General features: G+C 61.7%; 28 protein-coding genes. 13 read left to right on the top strand and 15 right to left on the bottom strand.

Annotated elements, in window-relative coordinates:
• Nucleotides 1-61: 61 nt before the first annotated feature.
• A complete protein-coding gene (locus MOV63_RS00785; protein ID WP_247031093.1) occupies nucleotides 62-1,585 on the top strand; it encodes a globin-coupled sensor protein in 1,524 nt (507 codons plus the stop codon).
• Nucleotides 1,586-1,587: 2 nt separating this feature from the next.
• On the opposite strand, the gene MOV63_RS00780 is transcribed toward MOV63_RS00785, so the two are convergent.
• Entirely contained in the window at nucleotides 1,588-2,823 is a 1,236-nt protein-coding gene (locus MOV63_RS00780) for a nitrate/nitrite transporter (RefSeq protein WP_247031092.1), read from the bottom strand.
• A 4-nt stretch (nucleotides 2,824-2,827) separates the two neighbouring features.
• Nucleotides 2,828-4,189, bottom strand: coding sequence for an LLM class flavin-dependent oxidoreductase (locus MOV63_RS00775; protein WP_247031091.1), 1,362 nt, complete (start codon nucleotides 4,187-4,189; stop codon nucleotides 2,828-2,830).
• A 94-nt stretch (nucleotides 4,190-4,283) separates the two neighbouring features.
• Between MOV63_RS00775 and MOV63_RS00770 the strand changes: the two genes are divergently transcribed.
• Nucleotides 4,284-4,847: a helix-turn-helix domain-containing protein gene (locus MOV63_RS00770; protein ID WP_405029283.1), complete on the top strand. Its 564-nt coding sequence runs from the start codon at nucleotides 4,284-4,286 to the stop codon at nucleotides 4,845-4,847.
• A 109-nt stretch (nucleotides 4,848-4,956) separates the two neighbouring features.
• On the opposite strand, the gene cydB is transcribed toward MOV63_RS00770, so the two are convergent.
• Together cydB and MOV63_RS00760 are read right to left on the bottom strand one after the other, a co-directional pair.
• Nucleotides 4,957-5,961 carry a cytochrome d ubiquinol oxidase subunit II gene (gene cydB / locus MOV63_RS00765; protein WP_247031090.1) on the bottom strand — a complete coding sequence of 335 codons (1,005 nt, stop codon included), beginning with the start codon at nucleotides 5,959-5,961 and terminating at the stop codon, nucleotides 4,957-4,959.
• Nucleotides 5,951-7,369, bottom strand: coding sequence for a cytochrome ubiquinol oxidase subunit I (locus MOV63_RS00760; protein WP_247031089.1), 1,419 nt, complete (start codon nucleotides 7,367-7,369; stop codon nucleotides 5,951-5,953). The genes cydB and MOV63_RS00760 overlap by 11 nt, the downstream gene beginning before the upstream one ends.
• A 336-nt stretch (nucleotides 7,370-7,705) precedes the next feature.
• Between MOV63_RS00760 and MOV63_RS00755 the strand changes: the two genes are divergently transcribed.
• From MOV63_RS00755 to MOV63_RS00740, 4 genes are all read left to right on the top strand, one after another.
• The gene (locus tag MOV63_RS00755; protein WP_038545760.1) at nucleotides 7,706-7,975 is read left to right on the top strand and encodes a hypothetical protein; all 270 of its coding nucleotides are present in this window, start codon (nucleotides 7,706-7,708) and stop codon (nucleotides 7,973-7,975) included.
• A 42-nt stretch (nucleotides 7,976-8,017) separates the two neighbouring features.
• The gene (locus MOV63_RS00750; protein ID WP_038545756.1) at nucleotides 8,018-8,224 is read left to right on the top strand and encodes a hypothetical protein; all 207 of its coding nucleotides are present in this window, start codon (nucleotides 8,018-8,020) and stop codon (nucleotides 8,222-8,224) included.
• A 20-nt stretch (nucleotides 8,225-8,244) separates the two neighbouring features.
• The gene (locus MOV63_RS00745; protein ID WP_247031088.1) at nucleotides 8,245-8,487 is read left to right on the top strand and encodes a hypothetical protein; all 243 of its coding nucleotides are present in this window, start codon (nucleotides 8,245-8,247) and stop codon (nucleotides 8,485-8,487) included.
• A 134-nt stretch (nucleotides 8,488-8,621) separates the two neighbouring features.
• Entirely contained in the window at nucleotides 8,622-9,305 is a 684-nt protein-coding gene (locus tag MOV63_RS00740) for a phosphoribosyltransferase (RefSeq protein ID WP_247031087.1), read from the top strand.
• A gap of 3 nt (nucleotides 9,306-9,308) precedes the next feature.
• Here the strand turns inward: MOV63_RS00740 and MOV63_RS00735 are convergent, their stop codons facing one another.
• Nucleotides 9,309-10,088 carry an endonuclease/exonuclease/phosphatase family protein gene (locus MOV63_RS00735; RefSeq protein ID WP_247031086.1) on the bottom strand — a complete coding sequence of 260 codons (780 nt, stop codon included), beginning with the start codon at nucleotides 10,086-10,088 and terminating at the stop codon, nucleotides 9,309-9,311.
• A 65-nt stretch (nucleotides 10,089-10,153) separates the two neighbouring features.
• Between MOV63_RS00735 and MOV63_RS00730 the strand changes: the two genes are divergently transcribed.
• The gene (locus MOV63_RS00730) at nucleotides 10,154-11,095 is read left to right on the top strand and encodes a UPF0104 family protein (RefSeq protein ID WP_247031085.1); all 942 of its coding nucleotides are present in this window, start codon (nucleotides 10,154-10,156) and stop codon (nucleotides 11,093-11,095) included.
• On the opposite strand, the gene MOV63_RS00725 is transcribed toward MOV63_RS00730, so the two are convergent.
• The 3 genes from MOV63_RS00725 to MOV63_RS00715 all read right to left on the bottom strand — a co-directional run bounded on the left by MOV63_RS00725 (nucleotide 11,075) and on the right by MOV63_RS00715 (nucleotide 13,101).
• Nucleotides 11,075-12,580 (bottom strand): phospholipase D-like domain-containing protein, encoded by a 1,506-nt coding sequence (locus MOV63_RS00725; RefSeq protein ID WP_247031084.1) that lies wholly within the window; start codon nucleotides 12,578-12,580, stop codon nucleotides 11,075-11,077. The two genes, MOV63_RS00730 and MOV63_RS00725, sit on opposite strands and share 21 nt — an antisense overlap.
• A gap of 101 nt (nucleotides 12,581-12,681) precedes the next feature.
• Entirely contained in the window at nucleotides 12,682-12,885 is a 204-nt protein-coding gene (locus MOV63_RS00720; RefSeq protein ID WP_157885172.1) for a hypothetical protein, read from the bottom strand.
• A 36-nt stretch (nucleotides 12,886-12,921) separates the two neighbouring features.
• Nucleotides 12,922-13,101 (bottom strand): hypothetical protein, encoded by a 180-nt coding sequence (locus MOV63_RS00715; protein ID WP_247031131.1) that lies wholly within the window; start codon nucleotides 13,099-13,101, stop codon nucleotides 12,922-12,924.
• A gap of 1 nt (nucleotide 13,102) precedes the next feature.
• On the opposite strand from MOV63_RS00715, the gene MOV63_RS00710 reads away from it, so the two are divergent.
• On the top strand, nucleotides 13,103-13,300 hold the full coding sequence (locus MOV63_RS00710; protein WP_247031083.1) for a hypothetical protein: 198 nt from the start codon (nucleotides 13,103-13,105) through the stop codon (nucleotides 13,298-13,300).
• Between the two features lie 241 nt (nucleotides 13,301-13,541).
• A complete protein-coding gene (locus tag MOV63_RS00705; RefSeq protein WP_247031082.1) occupies nucleotides 13,542-14,054 on the top strand; it encodes a ferritin-like domain-containing protein in 513 nt (170 codons plus the stop codon).
• A gap of 58 nt (nucleotides 14,055-14,112) precedes the next feature.
• On the opposite strand, the gene MOV63_RS00700 is transcribed toward MOV63_RS00705, so the two are convergent.
• Together MOV63_RS00700 and MOV63_RS00695 are read right to left on the bottom strand one after the other, a co-directional pair.
• Nucleotides 14,113-14,328 (bottom strand): hypothetical protein, encoded by a 216-nt coding sequence (locus tag MOV63_RS00700; RefSeq protein WP_038545737.1) that lies wholly within the window; start codon nucleotides 14,326-14,328, stop codon nucleotides 14,113-14,115.
• Nucleotides 14,329-14,516: 188 nt separating this feature from the next.
• The gene (locus MOV63_RS00695) at nucleotides 14,517-14,732 is read right to left on the bottom strand and encodes a hypothetical protein (RefSeq protein WP_247031081.1); all 216 of its coding nucleotides are present in this window, start codon (nucleotides 14,730-14,732) and stop codon (nucleotides 14,517-14,519) included.
• A 137-nt stretch (nucleotides 14,733-14,869) separates the two neighbouring features.
• Between MOV63_RS00695 and MOV63_RS00690 the strand changes: the two genes are divergently transcribed.
• On the top strand, nucleotides 14,870-15,985 hold the full coding sequence (locus MOV63_RS00690) for a glycosyltransferase family 4 protein (RefSeq protein ID WP_247031080.1): 1,116 nt from the start codon (nucleotides 14,870-14,872) through the stop codon (nucleotides 15,983-15,985).
• On the opposite strand, the gene MOV63_RS00685 is transcribed toward MOV63_RS00690, so the two are convergent.
• Nucleotides 15,982-17,406 carry a lipopolysaccharide biosynthesis protein gene (locus MOV63_RS00685; protein ID WP_247031079.1) on the bottom strand — a complete coding sequence of 475 codons (1,425 nt, stop codon included), beginning with the start codon at nucleotides 17,404-17,406 and terminating at the stop codon, nucleotides 15,982-15,984. The genes MOV63_RS00690 and MOV63_RS00685 overlap by 4 nt on opposite strands.
• A 134-nt stretch (nucleotides 17,407-17,540) precedes the next feature.
• Here MOV63_RS00685 and MOV63_RS00680 point away from each other — a divergent pair, with 134 nt between their 5' ends.
• Nucleotides 17,541-18,728, top strand: coding sequence for a glycosyltransferase (locus MOV63_RS00680; RefSeq protein WP_247031078.1), 1,188 nt, complete (start codon nucleotides 17,541-17,543; stop codon nucleotides 18,726-18,728).
• 49 nt (nucleotides 18,729-18,777) lie between these two features.
• A complete protein-coding gene (locus MOV63_RS00675) occupies nucleotides 18,778-19,551 on the top strand; it encodes a polysaccharide deacetylase family protein (protein WP_247031077.1) in 774 nt (257 codons plus the stop codon).
• On the opposite strand, the gene MOV63_RS00670 is transcribed toward MOV63_RS00675, so the two are convergent.
• A complete protein-coding gene (locus MOV63_RS00670) occupies nucleotides 19,548-20,363 on the bottom strand; it encodes a WecB/TagA/CpsF family glycosyltransferase (protein ID WP_247031076.1) in 816 nt (271 codons plus the stop codon). The genes MOV63_RS00675 and MOV63_RS00670 overlap by 4 nt on opposite strands.
• Nucleotides 20,344-21,651: an O-antigen ligase gene (locus MOV63_RS00665; RefSeq protein ID WP_247031075.1), complete on the bottom strand. Its 1,308-nt coding sequence runs from the start codon at nucleotides 21,649-21,651 to the stop codon at nucleotides 20,344-20,346. Before MOV63_RS00665 ends, MOV63_RS00670 begins: the two co-directional genes overlap by 20 nt.
• 283 nt (nucleotides 21,652-21,934) lie before the next feature.
• Here MOV63_RS00665 and MOV63_RS00660 point away from each other — a divergent pair, with 283 nt between their 5' ends.
• Nucleotides 21,935-23,032, top strand: a complete 1,098-nt coding sequence (locus MOV63_RS00660; RefSeq protein WP_051899823.1) for a glycoside hydrolase family 5 protein — start codon at nucleotides 21,935-21,937, stop codon at nucleotides 23,030-23,032.
• A gap of 5 nt (nucleotides 23,033-23,037) precedes the next feature.
• On the opposite strand, the gene MOV63_RS00655 is transcribed toward MOV63_RS00660, so the two are convergent.
• Both MOV63_RS00655 and asnB read right to left on the bottom strand, forming a co-directional pair.
• On the bottom strand, nucleotides 23,038-24,681 hold the full coding sequence (locus tag MOV63_RS00655; protein WP_247031074.1) for a GumC family protein: 1,644 nt from the start codon (nucleotides 24,679-24,681) through the stop codon (nucleotides 23,038-23,040).
• A gap of 107 nt (nucleotides 24,682-24,788) precedes the next feature.
• Nucleotides 24,789-26,747 carry an asparagine synthase (glutamine-hydrolyzing) gene (gene asnB, locus MOV63_RS00650; RefSeq protein WP_247031073.1) on the bottom strand — a complete coding sequence of 653 codons (1,959 nt, stop codon included), beginning with the start codon at nucleotides 26,745-26,747 and terminating at the stop codon, nucleotides 24,789-24,791.
• Nucleotides 26,748-26,851 lie beyond the last annotated feature (104 nt).

Raw genomic sequence — 26,851 nt, 5'->3', positions numbered from 1 at the left:
CACAATATGGAACCGATACACCCGATGCTGGGTGGTGACCGCGGCGGATTGGGGGATCATAATGTCGTCGGCTGAAGAAAAACGCGAACTGCAAAAGCGCCTGGATTTCATCGGTCTGGATCAGGAAGCGCGAGCGACGCTTCGTCGTCTTGCGCCGATCATCAATGCCGGTCTTTCGGCAGCTCTCGGCACGCTTTACAAGAAGATCCAGTCGACACCCGACACCGCCAAGTTCTTCGCCAGTCAGGCTCACACGGAGAGCGCCAAGAAGCGCCAGATGAGCCATTGGAACGTTGTCGGCGAAGCCAAATACGACGAGCGTTATGTGGAAAGTGTGCGGGCCGTCGGCGCCGCGCATGCCCATTCTGGCCTCGATCCGCGCTGGTATATCGGCAGTCAGGCGCTGGTCGTGGAAAGCCTCATCCACAAGGTGATGGCCGAGAACTGGCCGTCCCGTTTCGGGCGCGGCAAATCCGAAAAGCTCGCCAAGGACGTCGCGACGCTGGTCAAGGCGGCGATGCTCGACCTGGACTATTCGATCTCCGCCTATCTGGAGATACAGGCAGAACAGCGCCGCCACGCCGAGGAGGCGAAGCTCGCCGCCGACGAGGAGCAGGAAGTTGCGCTCGAGGCTCTGGACGACGTGCTGAAGGGCCTTGCCGCAGGCGATCTGGAGAGCCGGCTTTCCACCGCTCTTCCTGAAAACTTCGTCAAGATGGCGGAAGGCTATAACGGCAGTGCCGAGAGGCTGCGCGGCACATTGGCGACCGTGCGCCATGCCGGCGAGGAAATCCTCGTCAGCACCAACGGTATCTCCCAGGCCTCGAAGGATCTTGCCCGGCGGACGGAGGAACAGGCCCAGGGCCTGGAGGAGAGTTCCGCGACACTGCACCAGCTCACCCACAGCGTTTCCGGCACCGCCGAAGGCGCCAGCAAGGCGGCCGGGGCCGTCGATGTAGCGCTTTCGGAAGCACGGGCCTCGGGACCGGTCGTCAAACAGGCGGTCGCGGCGATGGGCGAGATCGAACGGTCGTCCGACGAGATCTCCAAGATCATCGGCGTCATCGACGAGATCGCCTTCCAGACCAATCTTCTGGCGCTCAACGCGGGCGTCGAGGCGGCGCGTGCCGGCGAAGCCGGTCGCGGTTTCGCTGTCGTGGCGCAGGAAGTGCGGGCGCTGGCGCAGCGATGCGCCGATGCCGCCAAGGAGATCAAGGATCTGATCTCCGACAGTTCACGCCAGGTGCAGGCGGGCGTCGACCTCGTCAATAATGCCGGTGCGGCGCTCAGCCAGATCACCACGCGCATCGACGACATCAACACCATCGTCAAGACGATCGCCACCGAGGCGGCGCATCAGTCGATAGGCCTGCATGAGGTCAACGGGGCTCTGAGCCGGATGGATTCGCTCACCCAGGAAAATTCGGCCATGGTGCTGGAGACGTCGAAACAGACGTCGGACCTGCGCGATGCGGTGGAACGGCTGGTGACGGCGTTACGCGGCTTCAAGACCCGCAGTGCGGAACGGCTCGCCCGCGATCGCCAGAAGCGGGAAGAGATGCCCGGCCGTCGCCTCGTCGCCTGAGATCAACGCCTTCCGCCTGCAAGCCGGATGGCTTCCGGCCTACCGCGCAGGATCAGCATCGAGGCGGCGCCGAAGATCGGCCCGACCGCCAGCAAGACGAACGTCCACCGCCACCCGCCCAGCAGTGCGGCCAGATGCGGCATCAGCCAGATCATGAAAATGGTCAGCGCGAACCCCATGCCCATCTGCAGCGACAGTGCCGTGCCGATGTAATTGCGGTCGGCAAGTTCGGTCACCGCGGCGGAGAACTGCGCCGAATCTCCGATGATCGAAATCCCCCAGACGATTACCACCAGCGCCAGCAGCCAGAAGGGGCCGTCGAAGACGAAGCCGATGGTCAGGGCGCAGGCGCCGGAGACGATCATCAGGCCGGCGGTGGTGGCGGTACGGCCAAAACGGTCCGAGAGCACGCCGCCGGCGAAACAGCCGAACACGCCCGATGCGACCGCGATGAAGGTGAGCAGCGAGGCTTCGCTGCTGATGCCGGTTCCACCCTTGTCGAGGGCGGCGGTCAGATAGGCGAGCAGCCAGGCCCACATGGCGTAGAGTTCCCACATGTGGCCGAGATAACCGCCGTTGACGAGCAGCAGGTTGCGGTCCTTCAGCACCCGACCGATCTGGCGCGGATCGAACAGAGCCTTTCCGAACGGGTATGGGCCTTCACGGGTGAAAAGGAGGAGAACGACGGCGCCAACCAGCGTCGCACCGCTCGATGAGAGGACGACATTGTGCCAGTCGACCGCCGACGACATGCCGCGGAAGAGATGCGGCAGCGACGAGCCGGCGGTGATCGCACCGATGACGCCGGCAAGTGCGAGGCCACGGCCCGAGATGAACCAGGTCGAGACGAGTTTCAGTGCCGGTGGATAGACGCCCGCGAGTGCAAAGCCGGTCAGCATACGGCAGAGGATGGCGCCGGCCGGGCCGGGTTCCACAGCCAAGGCGGCGTTGGAGAGCGCGGCGAGCAGGGCTGAGGCCGCCATCAGCCGGTTCATGCGGATGAGGTCCGGCAGGTTGAACAGGCTTGCCGCCAGCGCGCCGATCACGAAGCCGATCTGCACGCCGTTGGTGAGCCAGGCGGCGGCACTTTCGGACAGCGACCAGGCGCGTTTCAGCTCCGGCGCGATGGCGTTTGCCGAAAACCAGCAGGAGAAGGAGAGCACGACGGCGAGGCACAACAGCGCCAGCATCGACCAGCGGCCTTCGGCTGGCGTTTCCAGGGTCGTCGCGGTGCTCATCGGTTTATCCCATGGTGCGATATCTGGCGGCGATATGCCTGTCGGGCAGGCGCGGCGCCCCGAACAGCTTTTCACGGAACGGGCCTTCGCGATAGCCGGTCTTGTAGAGACCGCGTTCCTGCAGGATCGGGATCACAAGCTCGATGATATCGTCGAAACATTCCGGCACAACGGTGCGCGACAGGTTGAAACCGTCGACGCCGGCCTCATCCATCCAGACGACGAGGTTGTCGGCGATCTGTTCGGCGGAACCGATCATCGGCGCCTGGCGGCTGCCGAGCACCATCTGTTCGAGCAGCTTGCGCTTGGTCCATTGAGGTCCGGCGGTGCGGGTCATAGCCTCGACATTCGAGACGATCGCAGAGCTCTTGCCGGTCTCGATCGGTTCGTCGAGATCATATTTTGCAAAGTCGATGCCGAGCGAGCCGGCCGCATGCACGAGCGCTCCTTCGGAGCTCGCATAGGCGCGATAATCCTCGAACTTTTCGCGCGCCTCCTTTTCGGTTCGGGCGGTAACGATCGTGGCGCCGACGAAGACTTTGACGTCCTCGGCGTTGCGGCCGTATTCGACGGCGCGAGCCCTGATGTCGTCGACGATGCCCTTGACGCCTTCGGTCTTCTGGCCGTTGACGAAGACGCATTCGGCATGGGTGGCGGCGAACTGCCGGCCGCGGGTCGAGGAACCGGCCTGGTAGAGGACCGGCGTGCGCTGCGGCGAAGGTTCGCAGAGATGGATCGCCTCGATGCCATATTGCTTGCCGCGGTGATGGACCTTGTGGACCTTGGCCGGGTCTGCATAGACGTGATTTGCCCGATCGAAGACCACGGCGTCGTCTTCCCAGCTCGCCTCCCAGAGCCGGTACATGATCTCCATGTATTCGTCGGCGAGGTCGTAGCGGTCGTCATGGGCGGCCATGCCGTCGAGGCCGATCGCCTTCGCGGCACTGTCGAGGTAACCGGTGACGATGTTCCAGCCGATCCGACCGCCCGTCAGATGATCGAGCGTCGACATGCGGCGTGCGAAGACGAAAGGCGGTTCGTGGGTCAAGTTGGCGGTAACGCCAAATGAGAGATGTTCGGTGACGGCAGCCATGGCCGGCACCAGCAGCAGCGGATCGTTGACCGGCACCTGTACCGCACCCCTCAGCGCCGCCGCATTGCTGCCGCCGAAGACGTCGTTGACGCCGAGAACGTCGGCGAGGAATATGCCGTCGAACAGGCCGGCCTCCAGCCTTTTCGCATAGTCCGTCCAGTAGCGCAGTTGCGCATAACGGTGCGACTGGTCCCGTGGATGCGCCCAGAGCCCCTGCTGGATGTGGCCGACGCAGTTCATGTCGAAGGCGTTGAACCGGATTTCGCGTGTCACGATCTTCCCTTTAAATTCCTCATTGCCGATAATGCTTGTCTCTTATAAGATTTTTTCGTCCACTATAGAAGACGATTATTGAAAGGCAAGCCGCTTGCAGCAGATGGAGAACGACCCGGTCCAGGCGATCGCCATGCGGCTGAAGATCGAGCGGGAAGCGCGGGGCTGGTCCCTGGCCGAGCTTGCCGAACGCTCGGGCGTTTCCAAGGCGATGATCAGCAAGATTGAGCGCAACGAGGCGAGCCCGACGGCGACAGTGCTCGGCCGACTCTCGGGCGCTTTCGGTCTGCCGCTCTCAGTTCTGCTGGCGCTTGCCGAGCGGGCGCAGGAGCGCGTCGCGCTGCAGGCGGAACAGCCGGTCTGGACCGATCCGGAAACGGGTTACACCCGCCGCGCGGTCTCTCCGGCGAATTCCCCGTTGGAGCTTCTGGATGTATCGCTGCCATCAGGCGTGCGCGTGCCTTATCCGGCATCCGCCTTCGCCTTCCAGCACCAGCAGATCTGGGTACTTTCGGGCCGGCTCGATTTCCAGGAGGGGACGGTGATGCATCATCTCACCGAAGGTGATTGCCTTCTGCTCGGCCCGCCTGCCGATTGCGTCTTCTTCAATCCGGGCAAGGAACCGGCACGTTATGTGGTGGCGCTGACCCGGCGTTAGGCGCCGAGCCAGAATTTGATGATCAGGCCGACAGTGCCGACCGTTACCACTCCGGCCACCCAGAGGCCGACGAACCAGGCGAGTCGCCTGAAGGTTTCGCCGCCGGCCATCAGTGATAACCCTCTTCCGGATCGACCTTGCCGCGGAAGACCCAATAGGCATAGCTCGTATAGGCAAGGATCAGCGGCACCAGGATCAGCGCGCCGACCAGCAGGAAGCCGAGGCTCTCGTCGGGCGCCGCGGCGTCCCAGATCGTCACGGATGTCGGCACGATATAGGGATAGAAGCTGATGCCGATGCCTGCGTAGCCAAGTATGAAAAGCCCGAGCGCGGCAAGGAAAGGCCGGCTGTCGCGGTTGTTTTTCAGGCCCGTAAGCAGAAGCCAGAAACAGCCGAGGACAAGCAGCGGCACGATGACGCTGAAGATCGCCGTCGGCCAGGAGAACCAGCGTTTCAGATAGAGCGGTTCGAGAAAGGGCGTCCAGAGACTGAAGATCGCCATGGCGGCGAGTGTCGCGAGCGCTGCGATATAGGAAAGGCTGCGGGCCTTGTCGCGAAGGTCGCCCGTCGTTTTCATCACCAGCCAGGTCGAGCCGAGCAGCGCGTAACCAATGACGACAGCAAGGCCGGTGGCGATCGAAAACGGGGTCAGCCAGTCCCACCAGCCGCCGGAATAGGCGCGATTTGCAACCGGAATGCCTTGCACTAGCGCGCCAAGCGCGACCCCTTGCGCCAGCGCCGCCATGAACGAGCCGCCGGCAAAGGCCCAGTTCCAGAGATATTGCGCCCGGCCGGTGCGCCAGCGGTATTCGAAGGCGACGCCTCGAAAGATCAGCCCGAGCAGCATGGCGATGATAGGTGCGTAGAGTGCCGGCAGGATCGTCGCATAGGCGAGCGGAAAAACCGCCATCAGCCCGCCGCCGCCGAGGACAAGCCAGGTCTCGTTGCCGTCCCAGACCGGTGCGACGCTGTTCATCATCACGTCGCGATGGCGCTTTTCCGGAAACAGCGGGAAGAGGATGCCGACGCCGAGGTCGAACCCGTCGAGGATGACATAGGCAAGCACCGCAAAGGCGATGATGGCCGCCCAGATGAAGGGAAGGTCAATGACCATGACGGGTTCCTGCCTGAAGTGCCGGGGTTTGCGGGCCGGGATTGATGCCGGCGGTTCGGATCGGGCCTTCGCCGAGGTCGCCGCTCGGATCGCGCGGCAGGCGGGACATCAGCCGCAGAATGTAGAAGGTGCCGGCGCCGAAGACGAGGAAATAGACGATGATGAAGGCGATCAGCGAGGAGCCCACGGCCGCCGCCGCGATCGGCGAGACGGAATTGGCGGTCAGCAGGTGGCCATAGACGGTATAGGGCTGGCGGCCGACCTCGGTTGTCACCCAGCCGGCGAGCACAGCGACGAAACCGGCCGGCCCCATCACCATCGCGGCGCGGTGCAGCCACTCGGTCGTGTAGAGGCTGCCCTTCCATCGACAGTACAGGCTCCAGAGGCCGAGGCCTAGCATCGCAAAGCCGAGACCCACCATGATGCGGAAGGACCAGAACACGATTGGTACCGGCGGCTGCAATTCGCGCGGTACGGTATCGAGGCCCTTGAGCGGCGCATCGAGGCTGTGTTTCAGGATGAGGCTCGAGAGCTTCGGGATCTCGATTGCATAGTCGATCCGTTGCTCGGCCTGGTTCGGCAGGCCGAAGAGGATCAGCGGCGCGCCGTCCGGATGGCTCTGGTAGTGGCCTTCCATCGCCATGACCTTGACCGGCTGGTGTTCCAGCGTGTTGAGGCCGTGCTGATCACCGGCAAAGATCTGGATCGGGGCGACAATCGTCAGCATCCACATCGCCATCGAAAACATCGTGCCAGCGCGCAAGGGGGCGGTGCGGCGCAGAAGATGCAGGCCGCCGACCGCGCCGACCACAAGGGCGGTCGTCAGATAGGCGGCAAGCACCATGTGGACGAGGCGATAGGGGAAGGATGGGTTGAAGATGACTGCCCACCAGTCGGCGGGGATGAACTGACCCTTGTCGTTCATCGCAAAACCTTGCGGCGTCTGCATCCAGGAGTTGGCGGAAAGGATCCAGGTTGCCGAGATCAAGGTGCCGACCGCGACCATCAAGGTGGCGAAGAAATGCAGGCCGGGGCCGACGCGATTGCGGCCGAACAGCATGATGCCGAGGAAGCCTGCCTCCAGGAAAAATGCCGAGAGCACTTCGTAGCCCATCAGCGGGCCGATGATCGGGCCGACCTTGTCGGAGAACACGCTCCAGTTCGTGCCGAACTGATAGGACATGACGATACCGGAGACGACGCCCATGCCGAAGGCGAGCGCAAAAATCGTCTTCCAGAAGTCGAACAGCTCCAGATAGACGACCTGTTTCTTCCACAGCCAAAGACCTTCCAGCACGGCGAGATAACTCGCCAGCCCGATCGAAAACGCGGGAAAAATGATGTGGAACGAGACCGTGAAGGCGAACTGCATGCGCGCCAGCAGCGTCGCGTCGAAGGTCTCGAACATGGCGTCATCCCTTTTCTGGCGGGGGCCGGAAGCCCATCCATCTCATCGGATGACAATCGGCGGGGGGCGTCAAGAGATCAATGCGCATCAATGCCGCGCGCCCGGATGCCGCGGCCCTGCGTTGAACCGCCGCAGTGAACGAAAAGGCGCTTCCCGGTGAGGGGAAGCGCCAAGTTGGGGAGGGTACTTATGACAATGTCGGCCGCGTGGAGGTCATGCGTCCGACCCGCGGTGAACCCATGATCATGAGTTTTGTTCCCCCTTCGCTTGTTTTGACGCGGAACCTTCGGTGGCGGCCCCGGTTCGACAAGCAGGTATGGAAAGGAGAAACGCACCATGAGCAAAGCCGTCGAAACCACCGATCACAAGGAAATCCGGCAATGGATCGAGGAACGCGGCGGCCATCCGGCCCGGGTGAAGGGTGCCCGGGAAGAGGGCATTCTGCGCGTCGATTTCGGGAAGCCGGAAGAATCCCTGGAGGAAATCGCATGGGACGACTTCTTCTCGATCTTCGATGAGAACAAGCTCGTCTTCCTTTTCCAGGAAGAAACGGAAGCCGGCAAAACCAGCCGCTTTAACAAATTCGTGTCCAGCACGAAACACTGAGGCCGCGGCCAGACCGCGGTCCCGGAGCCAAGGAGGACGATCATGTCCACTTCCAAGCACTTCAAGACCCGCAAGCCGAGCGACGCCGATCTCAAGGAGGATCCAGGCATAGGCCAGTCGAAAGGGTTGAACCGCTTTACCGGCGCTGACGAGATCGCCGGCGAGAATACCGAGGAAGGCGATGTCGGCAACGACACGACCCGTTTCGGCGGCGTCGATCCCAACCAACGCGGCCGGGCGAACAAATGACCTCTCAAGGAGGATAGACCATGCGAGGCAATAAAACTCATCAGCAACAACGTAACGTCATCGAAAAGCGGGAAAATACCGCCAATGCGCCCAAGGATTTCGATCCCGGCCCCGACCTGCGACGGAGCGAAGCGGCCAAGGATGCATTCCGTCGCGGCGATAACCTGGACATGCGGGCTGCGGAAGTTTCCCTCCATGACGATCCGTCGATCATTCGCGGCCGCAACCAGGAAAGCGAACACCACAAGGGCAAGGGCTCCTGACTCTTTTGGAGAGCACGGAACCCAAACCCCATCCTCACGGTTGTCGGACGTCCGGCTGGTGATATGTTACAGTCGGGCTGGCAGAAGAACCAAGTGCGGTGGCAGATGTCACCGCACCATCCTGGGAGGATGACATGTTCGGTCTAAGCCCAACCTTTGTCGATCGCGAGGATGCCGGAAGGCAATTGGCGGAAGCCATGCAGGCGGCGATGCCGCCCGATCCGATCCTGATGGCGCTGCCGCGTGGCGGCGTACCCGTGGCCTTCGAAGTCGCCCAGCGGCTCGGCCTGCCGCTCGATCTCCTCATCGTCCGCAAGATCGGCGCGCCCGGTCATCCCGAATACGGCATCGGCGCTGTCGTCGATGGGCGGGAGCCGCACGTGATCGTCGACGAAGACGCCGCCCGCCGGTTCCACGTGCCGCCAGGCTATCTCGCAGCCGAGCGCGAACACCAACTTGCCGAAATCGAACGGCGCCACCGAATGTATTTCGGGGAGGATGAGCCGAGCGAGCATGATCACACCGGACGCGACGTCATTCTCGTCGATGACGGGATTGCGAACGGCGTCTCGATCCGCGCTGGCATCCATGCGCTGAAGGACATGGGGGTTGCATCGATCCGGATTGCGGTGCCGGTCGCGCCGCGTCTATTGCTGGAAGCCCTGCAGGAAGAGGTGGACGACATCGTCTGCCTGTCGGCTCCGGACCGCCTGGAAGCAGTCAGCCTGCACTACGGCGACTTCAGGGAGACGACCGACCAGGACGTGGTGCGCCTTCTGAAGGAGGCTCACCGGCTCAGCCGCACCCTGAGCCATTGAGGATCAGAGCTCGACAGTGACCAGAAGCGGCAGATGATCGGAGGCCCGGCGGGAAAGCGGGGTCGACACGACCTGCGTGGCGATGGGCGTGACTTCGCTGGAGACGAAGACGTGGTCTATCCTCAGGAGCGGCAGACGCGATGGGAAAGTGGGCTTGGGCCGTCCCCCGCTCACAAGCGGCGCGTCCGCCATCTGGCGGGCGACGGCCTTGTAGGTCGCAGTCACGGGAGTTGCGTTGAAATCGCCGATCAGGATCTTCGGCTTGCCCTGGCAATCCGGGGCCCCCATCCAGGACGGCCCGAGGATCTCGCCGATCTGGCGCATCCGGTCGCCGCCCAGCAGGCCGAGATGGGTGTTGAAGACCTGCAGCTTCTGTTCTCCGACGTCTATTTCCACCCAGACGGCGCCGCGCTGCTCGCCATGCGAGGGCAGGCCGGCACCCTTGACCATTCTTGCCGGAAGGGCCGTCAGGATCGCATCGCCATAACGCTCTTCGGCGACGTTGAGTGCAGCGTGGAAATGGAATTCCATCCGTAGAAGAGACGCAATCGTATGCGCCTGGTCTATCCCGCCGGTACGGCTGCGGCCGACATCCAGTTCCTGCAATCCGATGATATCCGGTTCCAGGGCTGCGATGACCTCGGCCACCCGGGCGGGGTCGAGCCGGCGATCGGTACCGATGCAGCTATGCACATTATAGCTCAGGATTTTCAGGCGATGCCTTGTCTTCAAAGGCTGGGCCGGGGCGCGGCCGGCCTCGGCTGGCAATATCTGATCCGTCATGGCGCTGGGAACACCTCGGGCCCGGTTTCGTTCCCATTGTTATACAGCCGTTTACGAGAGGGACCATGATCGCCAGACGCCATCTGCTCAAGTTTCTGCTCGGCGTTGCGATCTGCCTGGCGGCCTTCCTCGTCTATCGCAGTCTCGGTCGCTACACGGTCGACGAGATCGAGGAATCGGTCCGGTCGATCGCCGGTTTGCGGCTGGCGACTGCCTTCTTTTTCGTCATCCTTTCCTATCTTTGCCTCGGCGGGTTCGATGCGCTTGCCGTGCGGTATGCGGGCAAGCCGCTTCTCTTGCGCCAGACCTCGCTCGCGTCCTTCACGGCTCTGTCGATCGGTCACAATGTCGGGCTTTCCGCGCTCAGCAGCGGTGCCGTGCGCTACCGGTTCTACACGCGCTGGGGTCTGACCGGCGAGGATATCGCCAAGGTCATCGTGTTCTGCGGAGTGACCGTCGGCCTCGGCCTTGGAACGCTGGCCGGACTGGCGCTGCTGCTGCAGCCCGGTGACGCGGCGGACCTGCTCGGCCTCGACCGACCGGCGCGGCTGGCGACCGGTCTTCTCTGCCTGGCGGGTCCTGCCGCCTATCTGCTGATCTGCGCCCTCGTGCGCCGTCCTCTTGTCGTGCGCAGCTGGCGTTTCGAACCGCCGGCGATACAGCTCGCCCTCGGCCAGATCGTCATCGGCACGCTGAACTTCGCCTGCGTCACGGCGTCCATCCAGCAGCTTCTGGCGAGCTTTGCCGCCGCCGGTTACATGGATGTGGCCAGCGCCTACGTCACCGCCAACCTGGCCGCGCTGATCAGCCATGTGCCGGGCGGGCTCGGCGTGCTGGAGGCGACCATGCTGGGGATACTGCCGACATCCGCTTCGATCGGTGCACTGATTGCCTTCCGCGTGCTTTATTTTTTCGTACCGCTCACGGTCGGCGTGCCGACGCTACTCGTCACCGAGGCTTATTATCGTCATCGGGGCGGCAGGTTCCTAGAGCAGACGGTAATGTGACAGGCGGGCGAAAAGCCGCCGGAAACCGGCCTTGATTTCCGGTATCGGCCAGAAGGGCTGTTTCGGATCGATGATCCCTGTGCCGACCAGAGATTCCGTTTCGCCTTTGTCCGTATCGACGTCGTAGCTCCGCAAGCCACGCGGCTTGACGTTCAGCCGATCGACGGCCGCCAGCATGGAGCCGGTTTCCACGATGATCCGCGTTACTTCCGCCGGTTGGGCGTCGAGGTGTTCGGCGATCAGCTCGTTGCGCAGTGCTGCGATCGCCTGTCGGCCCGCCGGTCGAGAGGTTTCGATCGCAAGGTCCGCCTCCGTGTCCAGGCCTTCCGAGCGATTGTTGAGATTGGAAGAGCCGACGCGCACGAACCGGTCGTCGACGATGATCAGTTTCGAGTGAACGATGATCTCCTGCTCCCTGCCGTCGCCGTCGGAACCCACGGCATAGAAAACCCGCAGCCGTCCATAACGATCCGCGCGCTTCAGGCGGCGGATCAGCCGGTTGCGGTTGTGGCCCATCATCAGCTTTTCCAAGAAGCCGTGGGATTCGCGCGTAACGATCACGAGGATTTCGGGGCCGTCTGCTTTCCTCAACTGTCTGGCAAGCGTCCGCGCCACGCCGAAGGAGGCGAGATACTGGGTTTCGATATAGAGGTGGCTTTTGGCTGCCTTCAGCGCGTCGTGGGTCAGCCGGATCGCCTCGCGGTGGCCGCGGCGGCCCTTCCATTTCCATGCTTCGGTCAGCGCCAGACCGGTGTTGCAGTCGGTCAACGCCGGCTCCAGGTCTGCTGGCCAGGGAGGCGCGCTGTGCGTATCAAGTGGCGCAAGCGTTTCTCGGGTCGCCTTCTTCCACCGGCGGCGGGCGACATCGCCGATCAGCTTTGCCGTATCACCGGTCACGATCGCCTGCATGTCGTGGACAGGGCCATAGGCGGCTCCGTCCGGAGCCCGGCGAAGCGGGTTGACTATTGCGTGGCTGCGGTCGTCCCAGCGACGGGCGGTCAGGTCGATGCCGCCGAGGAAGGCTGTCCCGTCGTCGACCGCGACGATTTTCTGGTGATGGCTGGCGCGCAGCGGATGATCGAAGTCGAAATGCAGGAAAATGCGCGGATGATCGTTCCAGCCCATCCTGCCGAACACCTTCAGGCTCTTGCCGGAGTAGACCGGGCCCATGCCCCAGACCAGGATGCGGATTTCAAGCGAAGGTTTTTCCTCGACCATCCTGTGCAGCAGCGCGCCGAGGGTCTCTCCGTCCGGACCGCGGGGACGAAGGAGAATGTCGGGATTGAAATCCCAGCCGATGATAAAGACCGAACGTTTCGCCTGCCTCAGCACCTGATCCAGTCGGCGGTAATAATCGTCGGCATCGATCAGAAAGGCGAGTTTTTTCGCCCTCGCGCTGCGCCACGCGTTGCGGCCCGGTCGGATGATTGGGTCGAACGCGAATGACGTTTTTAGGGTCGGGAGTGATTGCGTCGTTGCGTCCACCTGCGCCACCTCGTCATAGGATGACAGATGAACGCGCGGATTTTATCCTTTGTTCCAAGGTTGAGTTCATGTGCCGACCCGGATGGGTGCAAGGTGAGGCGTTATTCGAGAACGGTCTGCTGAGCTGGATTGGGGGCAACGAAACCGTTGTTGCTATCTCCCAATACCTCCATCGCGACGATGAGCCCGAGGAGGATGAGAATTGCGGCGATCAGCAGTTTCCAAAGCCCGCCCGCCAGGTGTCTCTGGCTGTTCTCGCTCTGCATTTCTCTACGGTCTGAATGCGTATGGCTATGGATGTTCATGGTCGATCTGCCGGCGCTTTCGGCGCCGGTACCTCTTCAACTGAAAGCCAGGCTGCCGGGCGGCATATAAACTGGCGGATTGGGGTTTTCATCCGGATTGGGCAGCGGCGTCTCGTCCGGCAGCCGGTCCGGTTCCGGTTCGCCGATCGGGGGTTCCGGTTTCCAAACAGGGGCCGGCATAGGCGGCCGTTCGCTGGGTTCGCGAGGATCGGGTATCATGGAAAACTCCCTGTTACTCATTCCACAACCACCCGGCATGGCGATTGTTCCTCGCGAATTGCCCTACCGGTTGGTGGAGCCGGTGCTCGTCGGATCCGTGCCGGGAGCCGGTGCTGGTGCCGGCTTCTGCGCGGTATCGTTGGTCGCCGGAGGTGTCGGCGCCTGCGCCGTATTATCCGACGTGCCGGTGAAATAATAGCCGACAGCCATCAAGAGGAGCACTATAATAATGCCTCCGATGATCGAATTTGCCCTCGTCTCGCGTGACATGATCTCGCCTCTGTGCTGGTGAAGTTATCGCCGGACAATTCGCAGATGGGGGCAAATGTTCCAACGCATTGAAGCGAAGAGGAACTTCGGATGCTTTCGGGGGTTGAATCCTGCCATCTTGCCATTCATCCGCGTTCTGGTGGCAACCGATTTGCGAGGAGAAGCGAATGACCCATGCCCGAGACAACTTCCTCGCCTGGCTGCGTGCGGCGCATGCGATGGAGGAGCAGGCAATCATCACGCTCTCCGCTCAATCCAGGCGGATCGAAAGCTATCCTGACCTCAAGGCAAGGATTGTCCAGCATCTGCACGAGACGGAGAAGCACGCCCAGGCGCTGAAGGCGCTTCTGGATCAATTTTCCGGAACCGGCAGCGCATTGGCACTCAAGGACATGGCGGCCAAGCTGGCGGCCAAAGCACAGGGCGTCGGCGGCATGTTGACCAGTGACGAGGTGGTCAAGGGAGCAATGGCAAGTTATGCCTTCGAACACATGGAGATCGCCAGCTACAGGGTTCTGATTGCAGCGGCCGACGAACTCGATGAAATGGAAGCAAAGACCGTCTTCGAACGCATTCTGGGCGAAGAGATCGCAATGGCGAACTGGCTGGAAGCCAATCTCGATGCCATCACCCGCGTATTCCTGATGCGGGACGAGCGGGACCTGATGGCCAAGAGATAGCGTGAAGCGCTGAAGGGGAATAGTGGCCAGCCGCGGCGGTTGCGGCTGGCACGAAATATCAGGTTCTTATGGGTGCATCCGGGTCCAGATAGACCTGCAGATCTCGTGGATCGCGCACACCCTGTTGATAAAGCTGAATCATCTGCGCTGCGAGATTGTTTGCGGCAAGGCTGCCGCCGACAAGTCCGCGCTCTGCACAGATTTTGTCGAACAAGCGTTGAAGGAATGCCAATTCCGTCGGTTCGAAAGTATTGGTCAGGATTGCTGCGTTCATATTTTCAGCCTCCCAAAAGGTGGCGAAAGCGTTTCCTGTCTTCCAGTCGCCAGCGCTCTATTTCTCCTATGCCGGTGGTAGCTAAAGACTACTACTTCTCTTCCACTTTGCAAGGGCGGAAAGCCGAATAGCGCCCTCTGCTGAGGCTCAAGATCCTTTCTCAAACAGTCATGAATGTAGGCGCTTCTTCAGTCGCTGAGATGATTCGCCTCGTGATCGTGAAACTGCTCGGTCTGTACCATTTTGCTGTCCAGTCCGCGTTCCCTCGAATGCTGCGCCTTGTCGCGGTTTGACAGCACTTTGTTTTCAGGAAGAGTCCTCTTGTCGATGTCCGTCATGGCGCCGTTGCCGCTGCTTTTTCCCTGCGTTCCTGCGCCCATCCGTTTCGAACTGGCATTGGCCATGAGATCTGCCTCCTGTTTCTGTTTTGCTCATCAGGCAAAACCGCGCAGGAGAGTTTTTGATCCGCGAAAAATCGGATAGGAGGAATGTGAATGATCTCTCTTCACAGATTTTAAGATTTCAGCCCTAGGTTCCGGTCATGAGGCACGAATTCAGCTCCGCTTTTCCAGAAGCTGCCGATACGCTAAATCCTTCGGGGATGCGGATCCTCCAGCTCGTCACCCATGACAAGATGGGCGGCGTGCGGACACTCGTGCAGATGGTCGAAACCGGACTGCATGCCCGCGGTTTCGACGTGCAGACCCTGCCTCTCGATACCGGTCATGGGAGGGTCGCCACGCTTCGCAATGTTGCGCACCTCGGATGGGCCATCCTCTCCCGAAAGTACGACGCGATATTCACCTACCAGGCGGCAGCCTCAGTCTTCGGCGGATTCCTCGGCTTTCTCGGCCGTGTGCCTGTGCGCGCTGCCCATCACACCGCAGCGCCCGAGGGTATTCGCCGGCATTGGAAAGCGCTCGACTGGCTGTTCGGCTCAACGGGAATCTTCACCCATTTCGTATCCAATTCCGTATCGACCAGCGCTTCGTTCGGCAAATGGCCAGCCGCCTACCGGCGGCGTTTCATTCTGATCCCGCATGGTGTGGATCCCATTCCGCCGGCCCGTACAGCTGTCGATTGGCGGCAGCGCCTTTCCATTCCGCCGGATGCATTCGTGCTGGTCGCGACCGGCAGGCTGGTGGATCAGAAAGACCACGGCGTATTGGTGGAGGCGCTCCGGCTGCTGCCCGGAATGCACCTGATCATCGCCGGCGATGGCCCCAACCGCGGGGCGCTTGAAGACAAGGCGCGCGCCTTCGATGTGGCTGAGCGCATCCATCTGGTGGGCTCCATCGATCGGGATGAGCTCGGTGACATCCTGGGAGCCGGCAATATCTATGTGTTTCCCTCGATCTGGGAGACTTTCGGCCTTGCAGGGGTCGAGGCTTCGATGGCTGGTTTACCCGTTGTTGCGTCCGATCTCCCGGTTCTGCGCGAGGTGCTTTGCATCGGCAACGGTCATGAAAACGCATCCATGACGCGGTTCCATCCGCCCTGCGATGCGACCGGTCTTGCCGATGCGGTCAAAGACCTCGCTGCGAATTATCCGGACGCGTGGCTTCGCGGCGATTTCGCGCGATTGCATCGCGAGCATCACAGCCGGGAGCTGATGCTGGAGCGGTATACGAATTTCCTGCGCTCCGAGGCCGGCTAGCCCCGTCGCGGATAAAAACGCTGAAGCAGCGAACGGGCATCGAACAGGTTCCAGCGCAGGGCGATATAGGCGCTGGCGATGCCGATCAGCACGAAGTTGACGGCGCTTGCAGCCGGCTCCGCCGCCACGAACTGGACACCCTTACCGACGGCCACCAGAGCTATGCCGAGCGCCAGCAGCAGGCTGCCCCGCGGCAGGTCGAGAGGCATGCGCAGGTTTCCGGACGCGTAGATCAGGCAGATCAACAGCGCCGCCGCCTGCCCGAGCGTGAAGGCAATGGCGGCGCCCATTGCGGCATATGAAGGGATCAGCAGGTAGCTCAGCGTACCGGTGACCGCCAACATTGCGACGGACGCGACCAGTTCCAGGTTCGTTGTCCCGCTGAAATAAATCACCTGGCCGAAATAGTGGGATCGCATGACGAGAAGCGCATTTGCGACGAGCAGGATCGGCATGATCTGGGTGACGACCGGCAGATAGCTTGGAGCCAGCAAGACCGCAAAGACGACGTCGCCGAGCAGGATGAAGGATACCGTGCCGAAAATGACGATATAGCACTGGGTAATGAAGGCGCGCTTGAGGGTATGGCGCGCGTCCGAGCCCTTTCCCTCGGTGTGAAGGTTCTTGGCGCTTGAAATATATCCCGCGCTGATCGCCTCGGCCAGGACCAGGAAGGTCTGCTTCATGAGGTCGAGCACGGTCCCGTAAGGCGCGACAGTGCTGGTATTATAGAGGCCTGCCAGGAGCAGCCGGTCGACATTCATGGCGGCTGCGGAAGCGCCGAAGGCTATGGCAAGCGGCCATCCGTAGCGCCACATCCGCCGCACGTCGCTGCTCCGCGGCCAGACGAAGCCGGACGCCCATATGGTGCGGCTGAAATGCCGGAAAACCGGCACGGAACCCAGCGCATAACCCAGCCCTACGCCCGCCAGCAGCGCGCCGGGCGTCTCGAATTCGAGCACGGCGATAAAACCGAACAGTAGAGAGAAGACGCTGCGGGCGATGGTCGCGATGGCAACAAGCCGGACAAGAAGGTGGGCGCGGCTGATTTCGACTGCGACAAAATACAAGGTGAAGCAAACCACCAGCAAGCTGCTGCTGGCCGCGACATCGGCATGCAGTGTTCCAAACAGGTAGAAGAGGTATATGGCGCCGACCGCCGGCAGCATCACGACCCCTGAAACCAGCAGTAGCGCACCGGCGAGCCGATCGGCTTCCCTCGGGTCGTATCGTCCGAAATGCGCAAATACGATCCACTGGACGCCGAGGCTGTAGACCATCATGCAGATCGAAAATCCGATAATGTACTGGCCGTAAACGTCGGCGCTGGTCATGCGCGTGAAGATGGAAACCGACACGAGATTGATGATGGCCGAGGCCGCCCGCGAGGCTAAATACACCGAGGCATGTCTATCGCTCAATTTCGTCGCCCAATAATATGCATTTGGTCAGAATTAACCGCTAACCCTCTAGGGTAGGCCGGATCGTTGCCGGGAGTGATGCAGATCCTTCCTTAGCAGGAACAAACGCAATAATCATAGGGCATGTGATGATTATGAATAGCTCTCGGATTGTTGATCCGATCGCAGCCCGAATCTGTTTTCTCGTTCGCGGTTTCGATGGCGGCGGTGCTCAGCGTGACGCCATCCTGCTGGCGAACGAATTGCAGGCCCAGGGATTTCCGAGCGCAATCGTCACGCTTCAGAGTTCGGGTCCCTTGCGGGAGCTGATTCGCTCCGACGTGCCTGTCATCGATCTCGGCAATGGCCGCAAATTGCGCCTTGCCTTCGCGCCCGCGGCATTGAGACGGTTATTGGCCACGGGGCGCCCCAGGGCGCTGGTGTCTTCCGAGGCGGCGGCGAACGTTCTGGTGATCCTTGCCTCCCGAGGGCTTGCGAAGGAAACGCGGCCATCGATCGTCTTGCGGGAGGTGGCAAGCCCCCTGCAGGCACGAACGGGTGATCCCTACTGGCAGAACCGGCTGGCCTACAGGCTGATCCGGTTTGCCTATCCGCGCGCCGATCTCGTGCTGACGCTGACGGCGGGTGCGCGAAACGATCTCATCGACCGTTTTGGAGTGCCGGCGGCGAAGGTTGCCAATCTTGGAACCAATGCCGTTCTGACACCGCAGATGCGGCAGCGGATCGGACAACTTGGCCGCGCCCCGGAACCGGGCCACATCGTCTCGGTCGGCAGGCTCTCTCCGGAAAAAGGATACGCGACGCTGATCGAGGCCTTCGCGCAACTCAGGCGGACGCGCGCCGCGCGGCTGACGATCGTCGGAGAAGGTGATGAGCGCGGCAATCTGGAAGCCTTGATCGAAGCCAGGAACCTATCGGCGGATGTCAGCCTGCCGGGACACGATCCAGACCCGTTGTCTGTCGTGTCGCAGGCTTCGCTTTTCGTATCGTCCTCCTCGCACGAGGGGCTGGGGAACGCGCTGATCGAGGCCATGGCCTGTGGCGTACCGGTCGTCGCGACGGATGCGCCTTATGGGCCGCGCGAGATCTTGGAGGGCGGCAGGCTTGGGCGGCTGGTGCCGGTCGGCGACGCGGCCGCGCTTGCGGAGGCCATGGCCGGGACACTTGACCACCCGCTCGAAAGCGCAGTTCTCCAGGCCCGCGCAGCGGAGTTCAGCGTCGAGAAATCGGCCGAAAGGTTCATTCATCTTCTTCAGGCCGCAGGGATAGCGGGAAGTGCCATTTCTGCGGTGCCTGAGGTTGAGACAACCGTAAGTATTTGAGGTTATGTTTTCAGGCTCTGGGAGATCCGATTGCAATGGATGGGGGTAGATGAAAAAGCCGAAACTCTGGGAAATGTCCGGTTCGGAGATACTGGCAGGCGTATCCCGCAAGATCGGGCGGCACGTCTATTTTCGCCCGCACCTGTTGAAGCTGGATGCGCCTGTCGTTGCTTTCACGTTCGACGACTTTCCTGTCTCGGTCTTCGAAAATGCGGCGCCCGCTCTTGAGGATGCGGGCATGCTCGGCACGTTCTATCTCGCGAGCGGCCTGATGCAGCGCGTCGAAAACGGCCAGCTGATCGTCGATGAGGAGATGGTCGCGACGCTTTCGGACCGGGGACACGAGATCGGCGGCCATACGCATGGCCATATCAACGTCCAGAAGACGCCGCGTCGTGATCTGATGGCCGATGTCGGGCGGAATGATGAAGAGATCGCCCGGATCGTCGGCTCTGCAAGGCCGGTTTCGTTCGCTTATCCTTTCGGGATGATTTCGGTTCCATCCAAGCTGGCGCTGATGCACCACTATCCGGGCTTGCGGGGCATCAAGGTCGGCACCAATTCCGGCCTCATCGATCTCGCCCATCTGAAAGCGCAGGAACTCTATGACTGCAGCAACAACTCAGCGTCGATCGACAGGATGCTGGACGACGTCGAGCGGCGCTGCGGCTGGCTGATCTTCTATACCCACGACGTGCGTGAAGACCCGACGAATATCGGCTGTTCGCCGGCTTTCTTCTCGCAAGTGGTCGACAAGGTGCGCCGGCGCGGCATCAAGGTCGAGACCGTGATCGATACGCTGAAGCGGATTGGGGTCGCCTAACGGGTCTTATCCGTGTCCGGGCGGTCGCTCGTCAGATCCTTGTAGACGGCCCAGCAGAACGCCCAGGACGTGACGAAATATCGTCGTGCCAGGCGGCGCGGTTCGGTCGCCACGCGCCAGAGGAATTCCAGCCCAGCTTTCCGCAGGAAGACCGGAGCACGCGATTTGACGCCGGCATAGAAGTCGAGCCCGGCGCCAAAACCGAAGCCGTAGCAATCGGGAAGATCGGCGCGGTGCCTGTCCATCCAGATCTCGGACTTCGGGGCACCGATGCCGAAGAAGATATGGGTCACCCGGTTTTCCCGGAGCTTGGACACCAATTCCCGGCCAAACACCTCGTTCCGCTCGAAGGCCGGCGGTGCCGTGACGATGACGTGTTCGGAAAGGCCGAGCGCGCGCAGTTTTTCATCCAGGATAGCAGCGGTGGTTTCGCTTGAGCATAAAAGCAGGGGCCGGTGTATGCCCGGCTTCAGGCGCTCGATGATCTCGGGGAACAGATCGGCGCCGGTGATGCGGCCGGGGACGTCGAGCCCACGCAGCCGCGCATAGAGGAAGACGGGAGCTCCGTCGACAGTTGTCAGCCAGGCCTTGTCGTAGGCGGCCTTGAAGGCGGCATTCCTGTTCAGTTGCACGATGTGATCGAGGTTGGCGGTCACCAGCAGCCGTAGGCCTTCTCCGGCAGGAACCGGTTCAGTGACGATGGCATCGACGATCCTGCCGGCGTCCCAGGTGGAGAACTCGATGCCGAAGACTGAGGTTCGCCGTTGTTTTGCAGGTGCTTGCTCAGACATTTCAGGCGTACGCTGGTCCATACGCAGGCTCCGCCTTCCTGGAGGCTATGATGCGGTAGCGCGCCTGGTAGCCAAGGCCGAACATGGCAACCATCATCGTGAACCAGATCGGTCCCGACCGTGCGAGGAAGATGCTTTCGAGGCAAGCCAGAAAGATCGAGAAAAGCCAGATCCTCAAAAAAAGCCTCGTGAGCGGCGTGAAATTCTTTGCGGCGTCGATTGCCGCCAGATTTTTAAGGGGAGTAGCCAAGACCCATATCACCATCAATATCAATCCCGGTATGCCGGCGTTCATGGCGGCATCGACATAGGCATTGTGGGCATCCACCGCGCGCACGGCCCAATTCAAGGTGCGCATATCGCTGTTGACGAGGCTCTCTGCGCCCCAGAACGAGCCGAAGCCATAACCGGTGATCGGATGCTGTGCAATAGCATCCAGCGCCAGCCGCCAGATATCGGCGCGTGCCGTATAGGTGGTGTCGATACCCGTTGCCGCGACGATCTCCCGCAGCGGCGCGATGGTGGACACGCCGACGGTGGCCAGGTTGAGCAGGCCGACCCCGCCGAAGACGACGGGAATGCGGATCCAGCGCCAGCGCTCGAAGAAAATACTGAGGAGGAAGATGCCCGGCAGCATCGCGGTCGAAGTCTTGGCACCGGTCTTCAGCAGGAACAGGCAGCTTGCCGCGATCAGGAGCAGCCCGATGATCCGAGACCAGGCCGACATCAGATAGATGCCGACGAAGCAGGAGAGCGCCATGACGACGCCCGTCTCGTTCTTCTGGACGTAAATTCCCTTCCAGCGCCCCGCATGCTGGGGCTCGAGAAAATCGGTCAGCTGATGGATGGCGAGGCTCGGGAGAAACAGCACTCCGAAATAACAAAGGCCGACGATCAGCATCACGCCGCCGCCGGCCAGCCTTGCAAACTGGTTTTCGCCCTTCGGCAACATCAGAAATGCGCTGGCGCTGATGCAGACGGTGAGGGCAATCAGGACGCGCCGCACGGCCCCGAGAGGATCCACGGAAAGCGCCGCCGTCAGAAACAGCCATCCGAATACCAACGCAAGCAGCAGGCGGGGCTGGAAGATGACGCTCCGCACCCTCGGGGTCATCGCATAGACAACCACGATCAGGAACAGCATATAGGCGAGCAGCTGGCTCCAGAGAGCAGGCTTCGCGAGGGCAGGATTAAGGCTGGTGTCGACGAAAGGCGTCAGGGTGATCCAGTAGAAGCACCCGACGCAGCAAAACAGTAACGCTGCGCCAAAATTTCCAGAAGACGCAACTTCGTCCGTGTCTCTCGCCATCCATCCGCCGCCGCGTTCTCTTCGCGCGCGAATCGTAACAGAAACCGCCGAATCTCGCCAGCATCCATATCCCGGCAACGGCTGCTGCGAGGTTCGTCGAGAGCGATTGGGCGTCTGGTTTGGAGGGCCCGCGACGCGAAAGTGCGGCCGTGTGATATTCCGGGCGTTCATCATAACCGGATAAACTTCCGCCCGGTTGCTTGACCTTACCTGCGTCGAACCGGACTTTGCCCGTCATGAAGCAATCCGACGGCGCTCTTTTACAGACGACTGGAGATCTTGAATGCTGAGGATGGTGGCGCGGCTTGCCGGATCTCTGATGCTGATGGCGCTCGGGATTGCCGGTGCGCAGGCGCAGAATTTCGTGCTGAAACCATTTTCGGACGCCCGCGCGCCCGAAATCGCCGGACTGACCGCGGCCGATCAAGCCAAGGCGCTGGGGCGAGGGGTCAATTTCGGGGGAACGCTGGAGGCGCCGAGTGAGGGCGCCTGGGGAGGGCGGCTTTCCACGGAGCTGTTCGCGGCAGTCAGGGAGGGCGGGTTCCAGACCATTCGGCTGCCAGTCCGTTTCAGCAGCCATACGGCCGTCTCGGAGCCCTACAAGCTCGACGAGCCTTTCATGAAGCGCGTCGACTTTGCGATCAACAACGCACTGTCCCGGGGTCTCAATATCATCATCGACTTCCACCATTATCATGAGATGGATGGCGATCCTCTGGAGGCGGAGGAGGTCGCGATCGGTGTTGAGAAGAGCCGCGAGCGTTTCCTGTCGATCTGGGAACAGCTTGCACGGCGATATCAGAGCCTGCCCAACGACAAGGTGCTGTTTGAGATCTACAACGAACCGCACGGCAAGACGGAGGAGGTCTGGAACGATTTGCTCGCCCAGGCGCTTGCGATGATCCGCAGGACAAATCCCCACCGCTTCTTGATTGTCGATCCGGCAGAGTGGAGCACTGCCTGGGGGCTAAATAAGTTCGCAATCCCGGCCGACGACCGCCGCCTGATCGTCACCATACACAACTACGCACCGTTCAAGTTCACGATGCAGGGCGCCAGCTGGATAGAAGGATCCAGACCCTGGCTCGGAACGGCCTGCTGCGAAAAGGCGCAGATCGAGGAGATCAGGACGCCTCTCGACATGGCGGTCGAGTGGGGGAAAAAGAACGATCGCCCGATTTTCGTCGGTGAGTTCGGCTCCAATTCGCTCGCCTATTATCCCGACCGGGTGACCTATACTCGGATCATCCGGGAAGAGGTCGAGAAACGCGGCATGAGCTGGGCCTACTGGGATTTCGCGTCGCACGAATTCGGCCCCTGGGACCCCACCACCAAGTCGTGGCTGCCGGAACTGCACGAGGCGCTGGTTCCGAAGAAGTAGAAGCTTCAGGCGAATTCGCGGCCGGCTTCGCGCATATGGCCGAACAGGCCGAATGTGAGTGCCATCAGCACGCCGAAAACGGCGCCGGCGAAAGCGCCGCCGACCATCAGCAGCAGCGAGCTTGGCGGCCAGCTCTTCGATTGCGGCGGCACCGGCGGCGAAATCACGCGGACATTGCTGGTATCGATCTGCTGACGTTCGCTGATCTGGTGCGTTCGCGACAGATAGGTTTCGTAGACGGCTGCCTTGGAACGGGCATCCCTCTCAAGCTCGCGCAGGCGCACCTGGGCGTCGTTTTCGGTAAACACGGTCGAGCGCGAAGCGTCGGACTTGCGGCGCAGTTCCTGAAGAGCGTTGTTTGCCTGATCCACATCGGTCTTGGCGGACTGGAGAAGACGGGCAGCTTCCTCTGAGATCGCGCGATCGACGGAGGCAAGTTCAGACTGCAGAGCGACCAGGCGCGGGTGGCGGGCGCCATAGACGAGCGTCATCGAGCTGATCTGCTGCTGCAAGGCGCTATAGCTGGCGCGCAGGGTGACCATGGTGGCAGAGTCGAAGACAGCCGAGTTCGCAACCCGCCTGTCGGCATAGGCCGCCTGCAGCTGCTTATAGCGGGTATCGGCCTGAATCAGCCGTTGCTGGGCGTCGAGAACCTGGGTGTCGAGCGCGCCGGAAATACGGGTGCTGGTGAGTTCGCCGGCCGTCGATTGCAGGTCGTTCTGGCGCTTGAACTGCTCGACCTTCTCCTCGGCTTGCGTGACGGAGCGGCGCAGTTCGTCGAGCCGGCTGTTGAGGCCGATTGCAAGCTGGCCGGCGCTGGCCGAGGAGGATTTGAACAGTTCGCCTTCGAAGGCCGAGACGATCGCGTTCGACAGCTTGATCGACTTGTCGACGTCTCCCGTCCATACGGAAAGGACGACGACGAACGAGCCGTCGTCGCGGGTCGCGGTAACCTGCTTTTCGAGCTGCCGCAGGACGCTCAACTGCCTGTCCTCGGGCGCGGACGGCGACGAAATGAGGTTGCGCAGGCCGTCGAGCCGTCCGGGGCGGTTGAATTCCGGGTCTTCGGTGAGGTTGAGATCGTTGATGACCTTGGTCAGCACGTTGCGAGACGTCAGCACCCGCAATTTGCTCTCGACCTCCAGAAGCTGGGAGTCCCGCTGCGGGTTGGCGGAGAAGACATCGTCGGAAACGACGTTGAGGTTGGAAGGATCGATGATGATCTCGGTGCTGACCGTATAGCGCGGCGAGGCAATGGCGGCGTAAAGCAGCGCGAGCACGGCGCCGAGGATCGCGGCGGCAATGATCCGCAGAAAGCCCTTGCGTAGCCAGCGGATGATATCGGTGAAATGGATATCCGTCAGGCTGTGAAGCTGTGCCTCGATCCGTTTTTCAAACGGAATGTCCTCGTATCGCATCCGGTCGTCATCTTCCCGTTCATAGGCGAGCGGATGGCGATGATAATCCGAACGGGGTCGATAGTCAGGTGCTGAAGAAGGACGAGGCGGATGGCGCGCGGGGGGCTGTTCTTCGGGTTCTTCCTCTTCGAGGAGAGGGTGGTTCAGGAGTGAGCTCTGATAGTCGCTGCGATAACGCAACGCCCGGGCCGATGCCGACCGCCGAGTATGTGGCTCCTTCGGCTCGTACATGGACTACCTCCGCTCTCCCGCCACAGCGAAAGAACCTACAATTGGACACACTCTGGCGATCATGCCGAATTGTCGTGAATTTTAAGTTAATTGAAGATTTTCAAGAGCTAATAAGCAGCCTTACGAACGGGATGCGTCTCGTCCGCAGCGGATCGGGTAAAACCCTTCAGCCAGAGCTGGGTGGACAGTATGCCGACAAACGCGGTGTTGTCGCGAAACCCGGAGACCGGGGCCAAGCGGCATTTCTGATGGAGTTTTGCGACGGCCTTCGGATTAAAGAGACCGGAGGCAGCGATTGCCTGTTCGCCGAGCATCTCGCCGACATAGGCCTGCGCGTTATTACCGATGAAGGAACGGCTGTCCGGTGCGCGGTAGGGCTGTTTCGGACGCTTGCTGATGACATCGGGCAGCAGGTCCCCGGCGACACGGCGCAGGATGTGCTTCTCGTCGAGGCTCTTGAGCTTCATGCCCGGCGTCAGGCGACTGGCAAATTCCACCAATCGGTGGTCGAGGAAGGGGAAGCGGCCTTCGATACCATGCGCCATCGCCATGCGGTCGCCCTGGCTCGACAGGATATAGCCGGGCAGCAGGAAGCGGCTTTCGAGATATTGCGCCTGATGCAGTGGGTGCCAGCGGCCGAAGTTTTCCGGCAGGCGGGAGGCAAGTTCTTCGGCGGCATCATAGGTGCCCAAAGTGGCGCGGAGATCGTCGGAATAGAAGATCTTGGCGGCCGCCGTCGAGCGGAAGCGCGGGCGATGCGAGAACAGCGGATCGTCGGCCGCATCGTTGCCGGCGCCGAAGAAGGCGGCAAGATATTCCGCCGACTGCTGCTTTAGCCCGGGCAGATAGGGATAGAGCTTGCGGAAAAGATGTGGCCGCATTTTTGATCCCGGCTGGCGGGCACAGAAACGGCGCACGCGCGCCTCGCGAAAAATGTCGTAGCCGGCGAATACTTCGTCGGCGCCTTCGCCGGTCAGCACCACCTTCATGCCCGCATCGCGGACAAGGCCCGAGAGGCGGTAGAGCGGGGCAGGGGCGGTGCGCAGGACCGGCCGCTCGGTGAAACGGATCACATCCGGGAAATTTGCGGCGATATCGGCCGAGCCGCTGGCGACGGCGTGATGACGGGTGCCGAGCGCTTCTGCGACCTGTCGCTGGAAGGCGCTTTCGTCGTGCTCGGCATCGTCGAAGGTCACGGAGAAGGTGTTGAGGCCATTCGGAGCCATCGGTGCGGCGAGTGCCGCGATCAGCGAGGAGTCCAGTCCGCCGGAGAGGTAGGCGCCAACCGGCACGTCGGCGCGCATGCGCAGCCGCGTCGCATCGGTCAACAGCGCCCGCAATTCCTCTTCCCTGACAGACTGGTCGGCTTCGGCGTGATCGCCCGCATCCGGAAAATCGAGCACCCAATAGGGCCGGGTCTCGGTTCGGCCGTTCCTGGCGACCATCAGGTGGCCGGGTTCGAGCTCGATAACGCCCTTGAAAGCGGTGCGCGGCGCGATCGGCGTCCAGAGCGTGAAAATCTGGTCGAGCGCTACGGGATCGAGTTCGGCCTCGATGCCCGGCACTTCCAGCAGCGCCTTGATCTCGGAGGCGAAATACAGCGAACCCTTGTGCTCGGTATAAAAGAGCGGTCTGACCCCCATCCGGTCGCGGGCGAGCATCAGCCGGCGCTCGCGGTGATCCCAGATGGCGAAGGCATAATCGCCGTTGAGGCGCGAGAGACAGGCTTCGCCATAGATCGCGTAAAGCTGGAGCAGGACTTCCGTATCACTGCCGGTGCGGAAGGTTAGGCCGCGCGCCTTCAACTCGTCGCGCAGTTCGACATAGTTGAAGATCTCGCCGTTGAAGACGATGGTAAAGCGGGCCTCGGCATCCGTCATCGGCTGTTGGCCGTCGGAAAGCCCGACGATCGACAGCCGGACATGCGTAAGGCCGAGGCCGGGAGCGGTGAAAATGCCTTGTCCGTCCGGTCCGCGATGGGCGATCGCGTGTGCCATGGAAGACAACAGGGCCTCCGGATTTCCGGAGCCGTATGCCTCACCGACGAACCCCGCAAAACCGCACATTTGTTTCCATCATGAACAGGGACACTGATGCGCCCGGTCATAAACGGAAATGCTTGCCGGTCGCTTCAGGCGATCGATAAAATTGTAATCGTGTCCAAAAGAGG

It is taken from the genome of Neorhizobium sp. SHOUNA12A, from assembly GCF_023006505.1.
Taxonomy (GTDB): Bacteria; Pseudomonadota; Alphaproteobacteria; order Rhizobiales; family Rhizobiaceae; genus Neorhizobium.
Note: the sequence above shows the minus strand (reverse complement) of the source record. Positions and strands in the feature narration are given on the sequence as shown.

Bases quoted from the DNA above. Each gene is read 5' to 3' on its own strand.
- MOV63_RS00785 (WP_247031093.1), top strand. From the start codon at position 62: ATGTCGTCGGCTGAAGAAAAACGCGAACTGCAAAAGCGCCTGGATTTC.
- MOV63_RS00780 (WP_247031092.1), bottom strand. From the start codon at position 2,823: ATGAGCACCGCGACGACCCTGGAAACGCCAGCCGAAGGCCGCTGGTCG.
- cydB (WP_247031090.1), bottom strand. From the start codon at position 5,961: ATGGTCATTGACCTTCCCTTCATCTGGGCGGCCATCATCGCCTTTGCG.
- MOV63_RS00760 (WP_247031089.1), bottom strand. From the start codon at position 7,369: ATGTTCGAGACCTTCGACGCGACGCTGCTGGCGCGCATGCAGTTCGCC.
- MOV63_RS00755 (WP_038545760.1), top strand. From the start codon at position 7,706: ATGAGCAAAGCCGTCGAAACCACCGATCACAAGGAAATCCGGCAATGG.
- MOV63_RS00750 (WP_038545756.1), top strand. From the start codon at position 8,018: ATGTCCACTTCCAAGCACTTCAAGACCCGCAAGCCGAGCGACGCCGAT.
- MOV63_RS00745 (WP_247031088.1), top strand. From the start codon at position 8,245: ATGCGAGGCAATAAAACTCATCAGCAACAACGTAACGTCATCGAAAAG.
- MOV63_RS00740 (WP_247031087.1), top strand. From the start codon at position 8,622: ATGTTCGGTCTAAGCCCAACCTTTGTCGATCGCGAGGATGCCGGAAGG.
- MOV63_RS00735 (WP_247031086.1), bottom strand. From the start codon at position 10,088: ATGACGGATCAGATATTGCCAGCCGAGGCCGGCCGCGCCCCGGCCCAG.
- MOV63_RS00730 (WP_247031085.1), top strand. From the start codon at position 10,154: ATGATCGCCAGACGCCATCTGCTCAAGTTTCTGCTCGGCGTTGCGATC.
- MOV63_RS00720 (WP_157885172.1), bottom strand. From the start codon at position 12,885: ATGAACATCCATAGCCATACGCATTCAGACCGTAGAGAAATGCAGAGC.
- MOV63_RS00710 (WP_247031083.1), top strand. From the start codon at position 13,103: ATGGAAAACTCCCTGTTACTCATTCCACAACCACCCGGCATGGCGATT.
- MOV63_RS00705 (WP_247031082.1), top strand. From the start codon at position 13,542: ATGACCCATGCCCGAGACAACTTCCTCGCCTGGCTGCGTGCGGCGCAT.
- MOV63_RS00700 (WP_038545737.1), bottom strand. From the start codon at position 14,328: ATGAACGCAGCAATCCTGACCAATACTTTCGAACCGACGGAATTGGCA.
- MOV63_RS00695 (WP_247031081.1), bottom strand. From the start codon at position 14,732: ATGGCCAATGCCAGTTCGAAACGGATGGGCGCAGGAACGCAGGGAAAA.
- MOV63_RS00690 (WP_247031080.1), top strand. From the start codon at position 14,870: ATGAGGCACGAATTCAGCTCCGCTTTTCCAGAAGCTGCCGATACGCTA.
- MOV63_RS00680 (WP_247031078.1), top strand. From the start codon at position 17,541: ATGAATAGCTCTCGGATTGTTGATCCGATCGCAGCCCGAATCTGTTTT.
- MOV63_RS00675 (WP_247031077.1), top strand. From the start codon at position 18,778: ATGAAAAAGCCGAAACTCTGGGAAATGTCCGGTTCGGAGATACTGGCA.
- MOV63_RS00670 (WP_247031076.1), bottom strand. From the start codon at position 20,363: ATGGACCAGCGTACGCCTGAAATGTCTGAGCAAGCACCTGCAAAACAA.
- MOV63_RS00665 (WP_247031075.1), bottom strand. From the start codon at position 21,651: ATGGCGAGAGACACGGACGAAGTTGCGTCTTCTGGAAATTTTGGCGCA.
- MOV63_RS00660 (WP_051899823.1), top strand. From the start codon at position 21,935: ATGCTGAGGATGGTGGCGCGGCTTGCCGGATCTCTGATGCTGATGGCG.
- MOV63_RS00655 (WP_247031074.1), bottom strand. From the start codon at position 24,681: ATGTACGAGCCGAAGGAGCCACATACTCGGCGGTCGGCATCGGCCCGG.
- asnB (WP_247031073.1), bottom strand. From the start codon at position 26,747: ATGTGCGGTTTTGCGGGGTTCGTCGGTGAGGCATACGGCTCCGGAAAT.